15 protein-coding genes, 1 other RNA gene and 1 riboswitch are annotated in these 17,124 nt (G+C 37.3%); of the genes, 12 read left to right on the top strand and 4 right to left on the bottom strand.

Annotated elements, in window-relative coordinates; translation table 11 throughout:
- The first annotated feature begins 5 nt into the window (after nucleotides 1-5).
- The 5 genes from ACFOUV_RS12445 (at nucleotide 6) to ACFOUV_RS12425 (ending at nucleotide 5,130) form a co-directional block, all read left to right on the top strand.
- Nucleotides 6-263 carry a sporulation protein gene (locus ACFOUV_RS12445; protein ID WP_379497093.1) on the top strand — a complete coding sequence of 86 codons (258 nt, stop codon included), beginning with the start codon at nucleotides 6-8 and terminating at the stop codon, nucleotides 261-263.
- A 556-nt stretch (nucleotides 264-819) separates the two neighbouring features.
- Nucleotides 820-1,004: non-coding RNA, 6S RNA (gene ssrS, locus ACFOUV_RS12440), on the top strand.
- 215 nt (nucleotides 1,005-1,219) lie between these two features.
- Nucleotides 1,220-1,321, top strand: a riboswitch (purine riboswitch).
- A 133-nt stretch (nucleotides 1,322-1,454) separates the two neighbouring features.
- Nucleotides 1,455-2,042: a xanthine phosphoribosyltransferase gene (locus ACFOUV_RS12435; RefSeq protein ID WP_379497092.1), complete on the top strand. Its 588-nt coding sequence runs from the start codon at nucleotides 1,455-1,457 to the stop codon at nucleotides 2,040-2,042.
- Nucleotides 2,039-3,343 carry a nucleobase:cation symporter-2 family protein gene (locus ACFOUV_RS12430; RefSeq protein WP_379497091.1) on the top strand — a complete coding sequence of 435 codons (1,305 nt, stop codon included), beginning with the start codon at nucleotides 2,039-2,041 and terminating at the stop codon, nucleotides 3,341-3,343. Before ACFOUV_RS12435 ends, ACFOUV_RS12430 begins: the two co-directional genes overlap by 4 nt.
- Nucleotides 3,344-3,690: 347 nt before the next feature.
- Nucleotides 3,691-5,130 carry a DHA2 family efflux MFS transporter permease subunit gene (locus tag ACFOUV_RS12425; protein ID WP_379497090.1) on the top strand — a complete coding sequence of 480 codons (1,440 nt, stop codon included), beginning with the start codon at nucleotides 3,691-3,693 and terminating at the stop codon, nucleotides 5,128-5,130.
- Between the two features lie 31 nt (nucleotides 5,131-5,161).
- Here the strand turns inward: ACFOUV_RS12425 and ACFOUV_RS12420 are convergent, their stop codons facing one another.
- The gene (locus ACFOUV_RS12420) at nucleotides 5,162-6,121 is read right to left on the bottom strand and encodes a DMT family transporter (RefSeq protein WP_379497089.1); all 960 of its coding nucleotides are present in this window, start codon (nucleotides 6,119-6,121) and stop codon (nucleotides 5,162-5,164) included.
- A gap of 707 nt (nucleotides 6,122-6,828) precedes the next feature.
- Between ACFOUV_RS12420 and ACFOUV_RS12415 the strand changes: the two genes are divergently transcribed.
- Nucleotides 6,829-7,227, top strand: coding sequence for a hypothetical protein (locus ACFOUV_RS12415; RefSeq protein WP_379497088.1), 399 nt, complete (start codon nucleotides 6,829-6,831; stop codon nucleotides 7,225-7,227).
- Complete coding sequence (locus ACFOUV_RS12410; protein WP_379497087.1) at nucleotides 7,224-7,835, top strand: YdcF family protein; 612 nt, start codon at nucleotides 7,224-7,226, stop codon at nucleotides 7,833-7,835. The genes ACFOUV_RS12415 and ACFOUV_RS12410 overlap by 4 nt, the downstream gene beginning before the upstream one ends.
- Before the next feature lie 60 nt (nucleotides 7,836-7,895).
- Here the strand turns inward: ACFOUV_RS12410 and ACFOUV_RS12405 are convergent, their stop codons facing one another.
- Complete coding sequence (locus ACFOUV_RS12405) at nucleotides 7,896-9,959, bottom strand: hypothetical protein (protein WP_379497086.1); 2,064 nt, start codon at nucleotides 9,957-9,959, stop codon at nucleotides 7,896-7,898.
- 140 nt (nucleotides 9,960-10,099) lie between these two features.
- Here ACFOUV_RS12405 and ACFOUV_RS12400 point away from each other — a divergent pair, with 140 nt between their 5' ends.
- Nucleotides 10,100-10,603, top strand: a complete 504-nt coding sequence (locus ACFOUV_RS12400) for a DNA-deoxyinosine glycosylase (protein ID WP_379497085.1) — start codon at nucleotides 10,100-10,102, stop codon at nucleotides 10,601-10,603.
- Nucleotides 10,604-10,994: 391 nt separating this feature from the next.
- Here ACFOUV_RS12400 and ACFOUV_RS12395 read toward each other — a convergent pair whose 3' ends face one another.
- The gene (locus tag ACFOUV_RS12395) at nucleotides 10,995-11,210 is read right to left on the bottom strand and encodes a hypothetical protein (RefSeq protein ID WP_379497084.1); all 216 of its coding nucleotides are present in this window, start codon (nucleotides 11,208-11,210) and stop codon (nucleotides 10,995-10,997) included.
- A gap of 270 nt (nucleotides 11,211-11,480) precedes the next feature.
- Complete coding sequence (locus ACFOUV_RS12390; protein ID WP_379497083.1) at nucleotides 11,481-12,581, bottom strand: SDR family oxidoreductase; 1,101 nt, start codon at nucleotides 12,579-12,581, stop codon at nucleotides 11,481-11,483.
- Between the two features lie 199 nt (nucleotides 12,582-12,780).
- Between ACFOUV_RS12390 and ACFOUV_RS12385 the strand changes: the two genes are divergently transcribed.
- The 4 genes from ACFOUV_RS12385 (at nucleotide 12,781) to argJ (ending at nucleotide 17,120) form a co-directional block, all read left to right on the top strand.
- On the top strand, nucleotides 12,781-13,590 hold the full coding sequence (locus ACFOUV_RS12385; RefSeq protein WP_379497082.1) for a cytochrome c oxidase assembly protein: 810 nt from the start codon (nucleotides 12,781-12,783) through the stop codon (nucleotides 13,588-13,590).
- Between the two features lie 103 nt (nucleotides 13,591-13,693).
- Nucleotides 13,694-14,653 carry an alpha/beta hydrolase gene (locus ACFOUV_RS12380; RefSeq protein WP_379497081.1) on the top strand — a complete coding sequence of 320 codons (960 nt, stop codon included), beginning with the start codon at nucleotides 13,694-13,696 and terminating at the stop codon, nucleotides 14,651-14,653.
- A gap of 190 nt (nucleotides 14,654-14,843) precedes the next feature.
- A complete protein-coding gene (gene argC, locus ACFOUV_RS12375) occupies nucleotides 14,844-15,884 on the top strand; it encodes an N-acetyl-gamma-glutamyl-phosphate reductase (RefSeq protein WP_379497080.1) in 1,041 nt (346 codons plus the stop codon).
- A 15-nt stretch (nucleotides 15,885-15,899) separates the two neighbouring features.
- A complete protein-coding gene (argJ, locus tag ACFOUV_RS12370) occupies nucleotides 15,900-17,120 on the top strand; it encodes a bifunctional ornithine acetyltransferase/N-acetylglutamate synthase (RefSeq protein WP_379497079.1) in 1,221 nt (406 codons plus the stop codon).
- Nucleotides 17,121-17,124 lie beyond the last annotated feature (4 nt).

Raw genomic sequence — 17,124 nt, 5'->3', positions numbered from 1 at the left:
CAGGAGTGATTAACATCGATCAAACATTGCAGTATTTACGTGAATCTTTGTCTAATTATATTGAAAATGACGTGTGTCAGCAAATACTAAGTAAGATAGAAGCCAATAATTATACAAGTGAAGAAATCTTTATAAGTGACTTGGATGGTAAGGAAATGGACTACTTGGATATGGTGCTTGAGAATGAACTTGACTATGCAAAAAATGTACAAAATGATAAAAGAGTCAAAGAACTGAACGATGTATATGAACAGTTATTTTAATTAAATACTCAACCTTCTACCAATACAATAAATAGGTTCAAATGGTCTTAATCACTTTCTTAAACCTGGTAAAAATAAGGATATTTTCGTAATGTGTTGTTTTTAATTATCGTGGAATTGAGATAAAGTGCGAAGTAACTGCTATCTCGACGTCCGGGATCGCTATTTAACTAGCTCTGGGAAATATACGGAGACTCCAACGGGAAGAGAGGCATAGGTGAGACCCTGAAATGCGTTAGCATGAAGGGGCTCACCAGCCGCCCGTGGACCGCAAGTATATTTCCCAGAGCGGTCGCCGAAGCTTCTACACACTATTAGAAACAACCAGCAGTTACTTCGTAGTTTATAGAAAATGCGATGGTTAAAAGCAAAGAAATTAACGAAAAGGGTATTGAAGTTTGGATGTGTGTCTGGAAAGCTTGATTTAAATTAAAGTCAACTTGATCATTGTATCTCGAGTCCTCCTAATTATATGTCCATTTCATTCTGCAAAAAATCGAGTCAAATAGTAATAATTTACCATTGCACTTTTTGGTAAAAACGGTTATTATATATTTACAAGCTACAATGTTCGTATTTAATTAAGTTTTAACCTCTAATGAATGAATAGGGAGTTTTACATCGAGATTGGAATGTCGCGCCGCCAAAAGCAGTGGAAGACAGGAAGGTTTCTGCGAACACCCACTTTGCGAAGTGGTGGTTTAAAACTTACTATAACAATACGGCAATTGTGGCCTGTATACATAGCTTATTATAGACCAGTCTCCTTCTTAGGAGCTGGTCTTTTTGTGATATATGATAAGTAAATTCTGCAAGGTACGATCCTTCTTCAGTGATGCATGATAGGAAGCGTTTACTAAAGCAATATGTATAGGGACAAGGGATTTCTCTTAATTATTAGAATGATTTTACTTTTTTTGTACGCTTGTTTTTCAATTTTTGCATGCTATACTGATAACATTCTAATATCTTATTTTCATATAATCGCGGGGATATGGCCTGCAAGTTTCTACCGGTTTACCGTAAATGAACCGACTATGAAAAGCAGTAAAATAATTTGAGAAGCCTGACTGACAGGTGGATTCTTTTTATTTTTTTCCGTATTTTAAAGCTCGGAAATTTGCTTTTATCATGGTTATGGTAGAAGTTGATTTTCGGGCTTTTTTTATTTTTTTTTGGAAGGGGATTGTAATGGATTTATTAAAAAAGAAGATCCAAGACGAAGGAAAAGTATTATCTGAATCCGTATTAAAAGTTGATTCATTTCTAAATCATCAAATAGACCCAATATTAATGCAGAAAATTGGGGAAGAATTTGCAGCAAGGTTTGCTGATGCTGGGATTACGAAGATATTAACGATAGAATCATCCGGTATAGCACCTGCAACAATGACAGGACTCGTACTTGGAGTACCTGTTATATTCGCCAGGAAGAGAAAATCACTGACATTAACAGACCATCTTTATTCTGCTGAAGTATATTCTTTCACAAAAAAGGAAACGAGTGAGATTTCCGTGTCAAAAGATTTTATTACAAGTGATGATGTCGTGCTGATGATGGATGATTTCCTTGCTAACGGACAGGCAGCACTAGGATTGCTTAGCATAGCTGAGCAAGCAAAGGCAAAAGTTGCTGGTGTTGGGATTGTAATTGAGAAAGGATTCCAAAACGGCAGCAGCCAAATTCGAGAACGGGGATTTAACGTGGAGTCACTGGCAATTATTGAGTCCTTAGCAGATGGACAAGTTACTTTTAAAGAGGAGGTTGTTTCACGATGAAAACAGCCGCATTAGGGTTCCAACATGTACTTGCAATGTACGCAGGAGCAATATTAGTACCACTTATTGTTGGTGAAGCATTAGGCCTGACTTCTGAGCAATTAACTTATTTGGTTGCCATTGATATTTTGATGTGTGGGGTTGCGACCATTTTACAGATTGTAAACAATCGCTTTTTCGGAATTGGTCTCCCAGTTGTTCTAGGATGTACCTTTACCGCTGTTGGTCCGATGATTGCTATCGGGGCTCAATATGGCATATCTGCTATTTATGGTGCAATTATTGTTTCTGGTATATTTGTTGTTTTAATCAGTGGATTCTTTGGGAAACTGGTTCGATTCTTCCCACCAGTAGTTACAGGTACAGTGGTTACAATTATTGGGATCACTTTAATTCCTGTAGCCATCAATAATTTAGGTGGTGGACAAGGTGCGAGTGATTTTGGCTCGTTCGTTAATATGGCTTTAGGGTTTGGAACGCTATTATTTATTATTTTAATGTATCGCTTTGCAAAAGGTTTTATGAAGTCTATTTCTATTCTGATTGGCTTGTTTGCAGGAACGGTTGCTGCTGTTTTTATAGGGAAAGTAGATTTTTCAGCAGTAACGGAGGCATCCTATTTTCACATGGTACAACCTTTCTATTTCGGTACCCCCACATTTGAGTGGTCCGCTATAATTACGATGATTCTCGTGGCAATGGTATCGCTCGTTGAATCCACCGGTGTCTATTTCGCTTTAAGCGATATTACAGAGAAAAAATTAAATGAAAAAGATTTATCCAAAGGTTATCGCGCAGAAGGTATTGCCATTTTTCTTGGAGGAATCTTCAATGCATTTCAATATACTGCTTTTTCGCAAAATGTAGGGCTGATTCAAATGACAGGAGTAAAGTCGAGAAAAGTAATCATGGTTGCTGCTGTTATGCTAATTACATTAGGTTTCATCCCGAAAATTGCTGCATTAACTACGATTATCCCAACTTCGGTATTGGGTGGGGCTATGGTTGCAATGTTCGGTATGGTAATTGCTCAAGGAATTAAAATGTTAAGTTCGGTGATCACGGATTCTCCGGAAAATTCGATGATTATTGCGTGTTCCGTTGGAATGGGGCTTGGTGTTACCGTTGTTCCAGAATTATTTGCACAACTTCCATCAAGCGTTCAAATTTTAACAAGTAATGGGATTGTAGCAGGGAGTGTTACTGCAATTGCATTGAATATTATATTCCATATGATTCCTTCAAAAGCTAAAGTTACGACGGAGCAGGAAGCCGTAACATTGACAAAGCAGGAGGCTTAAGGAGTATTCAAGAAGTAGGAAAGCATCAAATTGCTTTCCTACTTCTTTTCTTTAAAAGATAAGAAAGTATATAATTTTGGCAGCAATTAATTCTAACACATAAACAGCCACGTCCAGCTCCAGCGCCCAGGGACTAGCGAGACTTCCTTCACCTCCGTACGATAAGTCAACATCGACTCCCTCCATTCGGCGTGTTTCCTTTATCTCCTACGGCTCAGTCCAGTCCGTAGTCCCTAAACGGGCGCTTGCGCTTTTGTTCTTATAAATAATTCCAAATTTTCTATAGACAATAATCCATTTGTTCCATATAATTGTAGTCTTAACAGTTACTTTGAAGGAGATTTCAATTGAAAAATAAAGAGGTAGAAGATATACAAAATATAAACAGAAAACCAATTGTTGCTGTACTCATAACAGGAGCATTTCTAGCGATTTTAAATCAAACATTACTTGCAACTGCAATTCCACATATCATGCAGGATTTAAATCTTACAGAAAATACGGCTCAATGGCTGACAACTATATTTATGTTAGTGAACGGAATTATGATACCAATCACTGCGTTTTTAATAGATACATTTACGACAAGACGTTTATTTTTGATTGCGATGAGCGCGTTTACTTTAGGTACCCTTGTTTGTGCATTTTCGCCGAACTTCGCTGTATTAATGACAGGTCGTATAATTCAGGCTGCTGGTGCAGGTGTGATGATGCCATTGATGATGACAATTTTTCTCCTGATATTCCCGATTGAAAAAAGAGGGAGTGCCATGGGCATGGTTGGTTTGGTAATCGGTTTTGCTCCTGCGCTTGGTCCTGTAATTTCCGGATGGCTAGTTGAACAGTATCACTGGCGATCTTTATTTTTCCTAGTGTTGCCGCTGGCAGTTATAAACATCATCATATCTTACTTTGTAATGAAAAATATTACGGAACGAACATTTCCAAAAGTGGATTACCTGTCCATCATCCTCTCCACACTTGGTTTTGGTGGCTTGTTATATGGCTTCAGCAGTGCAGGGAATTATGGATGGACAGATACCGTCGTTATCAGTTCAATGATTATAGGTGCTGTGTCGCTTACATTCTTTATCCTGCGACAGTTCAAGCTTAAACAGCCAATATTGGAATTTCGTATTTTTAAAAACAAAATTTATACGATGACAACCATTATAGGGATGATCACTTTTATTGGTTTAATTGCTTCCGAAACGATTTTACCGATCTATATGCAAAATATGGCGGGCTTTAGTGCCTTGGAATCAGGAATGATGATCTTGCCGGGAGCATTGATTATGGGTTTCATGTCTCCGATTAATGGGAGAATTTTTGATCGGTTTGGTGCCAGGTATCTGCTTATTATTGGTTTGTCCCTTTTGACGATAACATCTTTTTTGTATACGAATTTGACACCTGATACATCGCTGAGCTATCTCACGATTGTTTTTGCGGTTCGAATGTTTGGTATATCTATGATCATGATGCCTGCTACAACACAAGGTCTCAATCAATTGCCAAGACGTTTGTTGGCACACGGATCTGCTATGACAAACACAATGAGGCAGGTAGCTGCATCGATTGGAACAGCGATTTTAGTTACAATCATGACAACTACTGCACCAATTACGGAAGAGCAGGCTTTACCGATGGAGATGGTTCATGGTGTTAACATGGCATTCTATGTGGCAGCAGTTATATCGCTAATCGGGCTAATCTTATCCCTTTTGATTAGAGGGGGAACGCCTGCAGAAGAAAGAGATCGCATGAAAATGGAAGGAAATGAATAATAAAAAGGGATGGAGCTGTATATATTTAGCTCTATCCCTTTTTTTGTGTAACGTTTTGGTTGAATGCTACTTTCTTACGATTTCCTAATGCAGAAAAAACGCTATGCAAAACCATGCCAAAAATTACGAGTCCCATCCCAATAAATGAAACGGTGCTTGGTAATGGGGCACTTAATATTAATATTTCACCAATCAAGGCGAAAACGACTTCGCCCGATTGTGTGGCCTCTACACCAGCTAACTTCTGATTGTCGTTTTGAACCATTTCTGTAGCATAGAAAAATAAAACAGTTGCAATAATTCCGGATGAGACTGCTACAATAAAGGTCTGGATCACTTGACTCTGAGTAGGTAACCCATGTGTTACGAATCCATAAATGGAAAGCATGAGCCAAAATGGCATCGAAGCAATAGTCATACCGAGAATACGTTGAAATGTATTTAAATCTCCATTTACAAACATCATCATTTTACGGTTGCCAAGCGGATAAGCAAACGCAGAAATGATGATAGGTACTACACATAATACAGCGGTTATGAGTGGAACAGAAGAGGCATGCTCGACCTGCATAATGAACACACCACCAAGAATAATTAGTGAGATGAATATACTTTGGATTGGAATACGCTGTTTCGTTTTTTGGTGTAAAAATGGTACAAGTAATGAACCAGCAATGATGGTAAGCTGAAACGTTGCAGCTACGAGCCAACCTGGTCCATAAATAGTTGCAAACGTAAGTGGAGCATAGAATAATCCAAATCCAACCGTACTCCATATGAACCAAGGGGCAGGTCTGCTCTTCATATGTACCATGACCGGCTTTATATTTCGCTTATAGCCAACAATAATAAATAAAATGGGCAACATAAATATGTATCTTAGTGAAGCACTCCATGCCCAACTTCCACCTTCCAATTCCATTGACCGATTTAAAACAAAGGTCACTGAAAAGAATAAAGCAGCTAAAATACCGATAAGTATAGCTTTCATAAATTCACCTCAGATAATACAAAATAATCTTAATAGTATCATATCAGAAATTGCTTTGGGAAATTATATTTCTCTATAAAACAACATATCTTACTATCTTTCTTTCATATAAATATAGTGCCAGAATAACTTAAAAGAAGGGGAACAAAAGGGAGAAAAAATTTAAATGTGACTACTGCTCCTCAACCCATTGATAAAGAATTGTTGTTATACCATAAAATCTATAAACTGTGAAGTAACTGCTGGGTGTTTCTAACAGTATGTAGAAGCTTCGGCGACCGCTATGGGAAATACACTTCGCTTTTCGCGGGCGGCTGGTGAGCCCTCCTCGTGCTTCGCACTACGGGGTCTCACCGATGCCTTTCCTCCCACTGGAGTCTTCGTATATTTCCCAGAGCTGGTTTTAAGCTTACAAACAATTAACTGCATTAGTGATTGTTATAAAAATCTTATCGCACAGCTTCACCAGTCCGCCCAGAGCGATGCCGGACGGCAGCTAGACCACATGTCTTCTGAAAATAAATCCAAAGTTATATCGCAATTTATCTAAACTCTGCATGATTAAAAAGAAATAACCATTACAAAATTCACTTTTTTAAAAGAGGAAGGCGACTTTTGTTCTTTAAAGAAATATGCTTGTTTAAGCAGGATGATTCATTTCTTTGCCGAATTAAATAAAGGTAAGGGAAGTTTTTGGGGGGATTGAAATGGAAACATTACCAAATTGGTTCTGGATTCTTTATTACATCATCATTTTCCTGACATTAGTTAGTGGAATCATCAATTGGGTGCGTCAAATTTATAGTCCTTTGGCAGCCGTTACAATTATATTATCGCTTCTTCTACCGCTTGTTGGATTTCTTTATAGCATTGGCAGACCAGAAGGGGTAAATGAGTATGAATATGTGTTGGCACAATTCCAAACGAGAAATCTTTGGTCTGTATTTATCATCTTCGTACATATTTATTTTATTTTATGGTGGTTTTTATTTTTGAACGCATGGCAATATTTAAAGAAATTAACACCTTATAAGGATATGCTAATTGAAAAAATAAAAAATTTAAAGAAGACGAAGTATAACCAAAACGAAGAAGGTGACTTATGAAAATATCACAATTACAGCCTGGGAAACTGACGGATGCGCAAATGACAAAGTTGCTTTATAACAATATGGAGGACGACCATAAAAAAGGCGATTGTATTTTTGTACCAGGGAGCAGTAAGGCTGTCATATACCGCTTGCCTAAAGCAGTTAAATTATATAAAAATGGAAGATCCAAGAAAATACTATTTTCCGGTGGAGTCGTTTGGGAGGGTGCCGTCTTAACGGAGGCGGAATTACTTCGGAATAAAGCAATTGAAATGGGAATTCCCGATGAAGATATTATCATTGAAAAGGAATCCTTACATACGAAGGAAAATGTATTGGCTTCATTACTTGTTCTTGATCGAGCATTGGGATTGCATAATATCCAAAGATTGATTATTGTAACTACGAATATACATATGCGAAGAATGCATTTGTCCTTAAAAACGTTTATGCCACCTTGGATTTCATTTTCATTATGCATGGTAGATGATAAAACAACTACACAGGGCAAATGGTTTCAATATCCATATGGTAGAAAAAGAGTGGAAATGGAAGTCAATAAAATCATTCATTATGTCAAACGTGGATACATCATAGATGAAGAGGTAGATATTTCTGATTAACAAACAGGATAAAAATGCGACATAGAAATAAAGGCTAAGAGAGGGCATATTCCAATAACCTCACTTAGTCTTATTTATATATTCACGTTCAAACGTATTTTCCCCATTATACTTCAATTGTTTATTCTCCACATAGCTATCATTCCAGGTTAATTGCCCGAGGTTATTATCTGTCTCCATTAAAGATCCTTGAAGCGGAGTTAAATACTGAATTTCCTCCTTCCATTTCATATTTTTTGTATCGTCTGTTTTGAGAAGGTTGTTGTGTTCATCACAGCAACGGTTCATTACATGTTTATCTTTCGTCATTAAACTGATCCATAATGGTGATTTTATTAAAGATCTGGTTATGCTCGGAAAGCTCATATTATTGATAGGACTGCTCGTGAATTGATGGATGGTCATTGTTTTACGGTCTTTAAACTCTACTTGTGACCTGATTGCATTCGCATAATGGACATCGCCGGAAAGTATCATACATACTTTCGGATCCCAGGCAGCAATTTGCTGGAGAAAATTATTAAATCCTGTTCCATTGTATCTCCAGGCTTCAAAATCCAGATTATAGAGAACATCGTTATTTAAAAAACGCAATGGATAGATATATCGCTTTATAAAGTCTTCAATAAATTGTACCCCGTATAACGGAGTAGGTGAGATGATTATCAATGGTTCTCCTTTTTTCCATTCAGATTGATATAAACGTTTAGATAGTGCATACCAAGCCTCTTTACCGATTAACTGTGCCGGTTTAATTTCCCAATCTATTAGCTTATCGATGATAGTGGATTTTTGGTTAATATCATAATCCCGCATTGTTCGAGTGTCCAGAAAAAGACTTGCAGGATTGGTTGGTGCAACAAAATACCATGATTGGAAATTCAGTACTAGATCCATCCAATCGTTATAAACATCCGTTGTAGTGGGAGATGGATAGAGATAATGAGATACGCGGTTAAAAAAGGTGGAATTAAACGCTGCTGGATCATTACCCCATCCTTGAAAAAGCCAATAAGAGGTTATTCCATTTGCAATGACATGCTTTCCTAAAGGCGTTTTTGAGACATTTTCCTTCCATTTCCATGACAGATTCCAATCATCGGTTATATCATGATCATCAAAAATCATGTAAGTTGGGGTATTTGCTAACACTCTTCTAACTTGTGATAAGGTTTGGATGAAAGACAGTAAATCTTCGAGTTGCTCATCGTATCGTTTGCGATGTTTTTCCAGATCTTTTTTATGTTGACTGTGATCGGTAGTTTTAAAAAATAGTTTATTTTCTGCAAGTAGTTCAGCAAAACTGGGTAAGTTATTTTGTTTCCATAAAGCAGGTCCCAAAATCATGACATACATTGCTGCATATTCACTAAATTGCAGAAGATGATTACTTGCGTTCCCTGAGGTGAAATTGCAAAAATTGTCCATGATATATTGCCTGCCGTTAATTTTTTGCAAAGCTGATTGATGCGTCGGCATTGCAAGTCGTTCGTCTAATTTTTGAAGTTGCTCCGTTTGGTTTCCGGTTAAAAGCCTTGAAACCTTCGAGATAACATGGAATAATGGGGCCGCAACATCATCTGCATAAATTTGATCTCCCATCAAAAATAAATTACTAGGCCTATCTCGTAGATTTATATCGTTTTTTTGAATCGTTGAATCTGCCACTGCAAGGGTATCTTTTCCCTTTCCATGAGGTTTTCTACATGATCCATATAGAATAGTGGAATGACTACTTTCTGGTAAATAAAATGTTGGATACTTGAGATCACCGTAGACAATTGATTGTGGATTATCTTTATTTAATAGATCAAAGCTACTTAGATCATAGGTTAAATTCTCCTTTTTAAATGAAAGATTATAACCAAGAAGCGTATCATAGGGGAATTTATCTTCTTTTGGTGAAACTTTAATTAAATAAATATAGAGGAATTCACCCCCACATATCGTTTCAGATTCACAAAACGTAGCTATTTTATGATAGATATGAGATTCATTCTCTGTGTGAATCGTAGTTAACTCTGCTTCGATTGACAATTTTTCGCTTGTTGCAAGCCAAATATATATCTTTTCACAATCTGCCCGTCGAATCATAGGTCCTGCTAACAAAATTGGAATGTCCATCGTATTATACATCGCTCCAATTAGAATTTATATTATTCTATTCATCGATGGGCTTATGTGTTATTTGGATCTTTCCGTTTTGAACAAGAACGATTCATTGGGGTATGATGATAATAAAGCGTATGATTGGAGGAATTTTCATGGAGGAAAAACTACTATCGTTCTCTCCTGTTTTGCCTGAAAAACCGAAAGTACTGATTCTCGGGTCGATGCCTGGAGGGATGTCGTTGGCAAAGAGTGAATACTACGGAAATCCCCGTAATCATTTTTGGGCAATCATGTTTGAATTATTTAATGAACAACCTACGCGTGATTACGAGGAGAAAATTAAATTTATTAAAAGGAATGGAATAGCGCTCTGGGATACGATAGGGTCCTGCTATCGAAAGGGAAGTCTTGATGCGAGCATTAGAGACGAAGAGACAAATGACATAGAAGGTTTACTGCGGAGAAACCCGTCCATAAAATTGATAGCATGTAATGGAACGAAGTCATATCAAACGTTTACGAAAAACTTTCCAGTCGAAAAACGTACGAATGTTAACGTGGTGAAAATGCCCTCGACAAGCCCAATTCCAGGGCGATATACAAAAACCTTTGAAGGTAAAGTGGAGGAATGGAGCAAAATCCTCGATTATTTGTAAGCTGAGTACATCCTATTTCACTGAATCAAAATAGGGCGGCATTTGTTCATACAATTTTTCAGAGGCTTTGAACACCGACTTTAATACATGGGGCAGTAGCATTAACCGCATTATCCCATATGTTTTATTATAATCTATTGAAAGAATCGGTTATTGTTCTTGGCGTTTTCTTAATCATACAAGTTATTTACTTTTTCATCGTTCGCTATTTCTATACGAAGCAAATTAAAGCGGCAATCGAATAAATTACAGAATTCCGTTTTGAGGTGTATTGGTAACAACAAAAAGGCATACGTCATCATATGCCTTTTAGCATCGTTTAACTATTATGCACTTCAAAGCAGAATCAAATAGAAATAGGTACAATCTTTAAAATGATTTAGTTAATTCTTCAAGACAGTTTTTTATAAGCCTTATTTATGGCCCACACCATGTCTTCACCGTATTCCTCTGCCGAAATCTTTTTACGATAGTCCATTATATTAATTTCATCTGCATTAATTTCCTGAATAAAACGGCGAATTTCAACGTCTGTTGGTTCCGTGAATATGTTTTCGGTAAGCATATACTCCAGTTCTTCAATGAATATCTCTGTCTTGTCTTTCATTTACCTCTGACACTCCTCTTTCTGCAAAGATCTTCCTATCCAGATACTACTCCGTGTATAACTATTCGGCATTACTCTTAATTATTAGGATAGCAATTTATAAAGTTATTTTGATTTTTGCCATGTAGCATTATTCGTATACATTCTTTGTAAATTAAGTAGGAGAACAGAATAAAAAGGTTTAGGTTATTCACCCAATGGAAGCTTTTTTAGTTTACAGACAAGAAGTCTAGACGAATAAATTATTGTAGGCAAAACTATGCTTATCTGTCATCTAATTTCTATATGTTTACTTCCATCATGTTTGTACTTATGATAGAAATCGATCATCGGATGAATCGTATCTTTTAAGTCGGGACAGGCAATTCCGGATCCTTCCAAATCCTTGACGGTCTGGCTGCTGTCATACGAAGCATGAAAGGTGAAATAATCCATCGCCTCTTTTTCCACTTGCAGCCACTTACGAATTGGCGAAAATGACAAAGGAAACTTCGCACATTCGACAGGGATTGTTCCGAAAGGTGTTTTCCCGAGATAGCTTTTAGCAATCATTTTATATAATTCACGCATCGTGTATGGATTCGGATCTGTTAGATGGTAAGTTTTCCCCTTGCCGATTTCGTTAAGCGCCAAATAGCTTGTAGCCTTTAATACATAATCAGATGGAACAAAGTTTCCTTCTGCACTACCTTCGCCTAAATAAGGGATTACTGGTAGATGACGTAAATGTTCAAACATGTTCAACAAAAAATAAATGCCATCAAATTTAACCGTAACCCCTGTTTCCGAATGACCTTTAACAATACCAGGACGTATAATCGTTGTTGGGACCGACTTTTTCATATCTTCAACAAGTAACTCTGCTTCATATTTCGTTTGTTCATAATGATTTTTAAATGTTTGCCCTTCTACAAGTTCGTTTTCATATATACGTCCTTCACGAGTTCCAGAGACATAAGCCGTGCTGAAGTATATATAACGGTCAAGACTGCCTAATGTCTTTACCCAGTTATTTACATTCTCGGTCCCATTCACATTTATGTGATAAGCAAGTTCTGAGGGGACAGCTAAATCATAAATCGCTGCCAGGTGAAAAACATGTGTGATCGATTCCTGCAATTCACGATTAATATCTGTATCGATAGACAAATTTGGTTTTGTAATATCCCCAGTAATGATGGAGAAGAAAGTGGGATCTAAATCATTATTTTTAGCAAGATATCTAATTTCTTCCGTTGCCGTTCTTTCTTGATCTGGCAAGACTAGCAAATAGATATGTTCAATATGCTTCCGCTGATCATGTAAAAGTTGCCGGATCAGACTGCTTGCTAAGAAACCGGGGTAACCGGTAATGAAATAGGTTTGACTCAATATGTACAGCCCCTTAAACGAATTATTCTACCATTATACCACGATATTTTTATACTTTTCTAATATTTATTGGAAATAGAATGTTTCTTATAACGGATCTTTGGTGAATGTGTCATAAGATTGTTATATCTTTGTTTCTTCTATTGCTCTGTTTGATTTATAATTTAAGTGCACTAACAAGAAAAAGGTGGTGGCACTTTTGCTCGATCTCATTTTAGATGAATTCCATTTCTCTACATTATGGAATGGTGGAATATTGATATTTTCCATGTTTGCAGCAATTATCTATTTCTTCTTACTTCCTACTTCAAGAAAACATCCTTTATGGAAATCGATTGTTTTTGTATTCGGTTTAATTGTTATATTTATTGCAGTTGGGAGTCCGTTGAATGTGACAGGCAGAATAAAATTCAGTAGCCATATTATCCAAATGGTACTATTGTTACTTGTAGCTCCTCCATTATTAATTGCTGGAATGAAATCAGAAATTTTGGAGCGATTAAAGTCTTTTGCCTTTTTGGAAAGGGTAGTTGATGAGCTAAAAAGGCCAGTAACAGCAATACTTATTTTTCAACTATTTTTTTATGGGTATCATATTCCATACATCTTTAATTTTGCACGAATCGATCTTTATTTGAATTATTTCTTTTTATTGGCGTTATTTATCTCAGCTATCATACTATGGATTCCGATCATGTCTTTAAAGCAATTAACAGTTGAAAAAAAATGGAAGTATACTTTAATTAACATTATTTTACTAATCCCCTTTAGTGTTCTGTTGTTTATGAGTAGGGAAGGAATTTATGCAATCTATTCCGATATTGAATTGTTTATGTCCGCACTCGCACTTTGTTTGCCTGATTTAACGGACGTACCAGTAGAATTTTTTGCCTCCCTTTTACCTTTTGATCCAGTACAAGAACAAAAAATAGGTGCAATCATTTTCCTAGTTAGTCAGGTGATTATTTTTAGTGTTGGTACATTAGTTGGAAATAAACGAAGAAAATAAAACATAGAAAAACTTTTAGTTTCCATACCAAAACATGGATGCCTATTCGTGTATGTTTTCTAGTATAATAGTATTAGAGAATTATTTTGAAAGGGGCGTTCATGTGAAGAAAAAGAAAATATGGAAGAAAATTGCTTTGGGACTAATTGCAGTTCTGTTGATTATAGATATTATGCTTGGGTTTTTCTTTTATGACCTTGCAATTGAACGAAATGTGAAAGATTTTTTGACGGGTAATTCTGATTTGGAGGTTTCCGCTGAAACAATGGAAGTGCTGTTAGACGGAGATTGGCGTGACTGGTCTGCAGAACAGGATTTCCAGCAGTGGGAAATGGAGTCATACGATGGTTTAGACTTGAAAGGGTATTATTTAGAAGCAGAAGTACCAACGAATAAGACGGTCGTGTTCGCACACGGATATCTTGGACGGGCAGATGATATGTCATTGTTTGGTGAATATTACTATGAAGAGCTAGGATATAATATGTTCACGGCTGATCTTCGTGGCCACGGTCAGAGTGAGGGAGATTATATCGGGTTTGGCTGGCATGATCGTCTCGATTATATGGATTGGATAGACAAAATTCTAAATGAGCTTGGCCCTGATACGGAAATTGTCATGCACGGTGTTTCAATGGGGGCAGCAACTGTTTTAATGGCGAGTGGAGAAGAACTGCCAAAGAATGTGAAAGCAATTGTTGCGGATAGTGCCTATACTGGAGTCGAGGAACTGTTCTCTTACCAGCTTGAGCGTATGTTCCATCTTCCTGAATTTCCGATTATATCGACAACAGGAATCGTTTCGAATATGAAAGCCGGCTATACGCTAAAAGAAGCTTCTGCACTGAAGCAAGTACGGAAATCAGTGATACCTGTTCTCTATATTCATGGTAATAAAGATACCTTTGTACCAACTGCGATGGCAGAAGAGTTATATGAAAATACGAAAAGCGATGCTGAACTAGTCATATTCGAAGAGGCAAGTCATGGTGAATCCTTCGTGAAGGATAGGGAGAAGTACATCAATAATCTATCCGCATTTTTAAATAAATATATACCTTAACTGGAAAAGACCCCTTTAACGTAAAAGGGTCTTTTTTTATGCATAATTTATGCGTTATATTCATTTAAAACAGATTTATTATTAATATTTATGTATAATTATAAATATTTTTTTATAATTATACTTGCATAAATGTCTGGTTATCACTATAATAATGAATAATTCGAAATTAATGAAGGGGCGGAATTCTTTGAAGAACGTAGGAATCATCGGGGGAACTGGATATGGGGCAATTGAGCTTATAAGACTACTGCAAACACACGAACATATGCAGTTGAAAAAGATAATCTCTCATTCACAGCATGGCGAACAAATTGCGGCTATCTATCCACATTTAACGGATTTCATTGAGGATCCAATGCAAGAATTACAGATTGAGAGTTTGAAAGATGAAGTGGATATATTATTTTTTGCAACACCTGCTGGAATCGCAAAGGAGATCATTCCTCAGCTTGCTGGATCTACTATTCAGTGTATCGATCTTTCTGGTGACTTGCGTTTGGGATCACCATCTGAATACGAATATTGGTACGGAAAGAAAGCAGCACCAAAGCAATTGATTGATAAGGCGGTTTATGGTTTGTCGGAAATTTATCCGGAACAAATAAAACAAGCCACGATTATTTCCAATCCTGGATGTTTTCCAACCTCAGCATTACTCGGTCTAATTCCGGCTTTGGAAAAAAAGGTTATTCTAGAAAGTGGAATTGTTATCGATGGAAAAACAGGGGTATCTGGTGCTGGAAGAACACCAACAGCAATGACGCACTATTCAGAGACGAATGAAAATATTAAACCATATAAGATTGGCAAACATCAGCATATTCCTGAAATCGAACAATACTTAACGGCTCAGGCAAAGGAACCGATTACCGTTGCATTTACGACACATCTTGTGCCGATGACTCGAGGATTGATTTGTACGATGTATGGCCAATTGGCAAAAGAAACTTCAACAGAGGAAGTTATCAAGCAGTACCAATCCTTCTACGAAAATCATCCATTTGTAAGAGTTCGGGAAGAAGGCTCTTTTCCAACTACGAAAGATGTTTATGCGAGCAATTATTGTGATATTGGGATTCACGTAGATCAGAGAAGCAATCGAATAATTATTGCATCTGTCATTGATAACCTTGTTAAGGGCGCGGCAGGTCAGGCAATTCAGAATGTAAATTTGATGAATGGATGGGAAGAAACACACGGATTACATACAATACCGGTTTATCCATAAGGAGGCGGAAGCAAGATGGCAATAATGACAGAGAGTACCATACAGGTGTTAAAGGACGGACATGTGACAAGTCCCAAGGGGTTTACGGCAGGCGGGATACATTGTGGACTTAGAAAAGAGAAACTTGACTTTGGGTGGATACATTCCGAAAATCCTGCTGCAGCTGCAGGCGTGTATACATTAAATACTTTTCAGGCTGCCCCATTAAAGGTAACGAAAAATAGTATTGAACAGGAAAAACACATACAGACAATCATCGTAAATTCAGCAAATGCCAATTCCTGCACAGGTGAACAAGGGTATAGCGATGCATTAACAATGCAGCAATGGGCGGCAGAGAAAATGGATGTATCTACGGACCATGTAGCTGTCGCTTCAACAGGATTGATTGGCGTACCTTTACCAATGGACAAAATTAAAAAAGGAATCGACTTAATGGGAAGCGAAACTTCTACCGAAGATTTTGAGCATGCAATCCTAACGACAGATACAGTTACGAAACATACCGCAATCCAATTGGAAATCGATAATAAAACGATAACAATCGGTGGTGCTGCTAAAGGTTCGGGGATGATTCATCCGAACATGGCGACAATGCTATCGTTTATTACAACAGATGCAGCAGTGGATCCGGATAGTTTGCAGCATGCATTGCGAGAAGTTACCAATAAATCGTTTAATATGATTACGGTTGATGGAGACAGTAGTACGAATGATATGGTACTAGTTCTCGCAAATGGACAGCAAAATAACAATCTACTGAATGAGTCACATCCAGAATGGGCGACGTTTATTCAAGCATTGCAATTGATAAGTGAGGAACTAGCAAAGATGATTGCCCGTGATGGTGAGGGAGCAACAAAGCTAATCGAAGTAAATGTGAAAGGTGCTCCAACAGAGGAATCTGCAGGCCAAGTGGCAAAAGCAGTCATTTCTTCCAATCTGGTAAAAACAGCGGTATATGGATCAGATCCAAATTGGGGAAGAATTGTATGTGCAGTTGGCTATAGTGAGCAACCACTTGACCCAGAAAAAATTGGTGTATCCCTTGGTGATATTGAGGTGGTAAAGGACGGTCTGCCACTGGAATTTGATGAGGGCGAAGGTAAAAGTTATCTGGAAAACAAAACGGTGAAACTAGGGATTGATTTACAAAATGGCAGCTGTGAAGCAACTGCCTGGGGCTGTGATTTAACGTATGATTATGTGAAAATAAATGCTTCCTATCGAACGTGAGGTG

This window comes from Oceanobacillus longus (assembly GCF_042650085.1).
Lineage (GTDB): Bacteria > Bacillota > Bacilli > Bacillales > Amphibacillaceae > Oceanobacillus > Oceanobacillus longus.
This window is presented reverse-complemented; position numbering and strand designations above follow the sequence as displayed.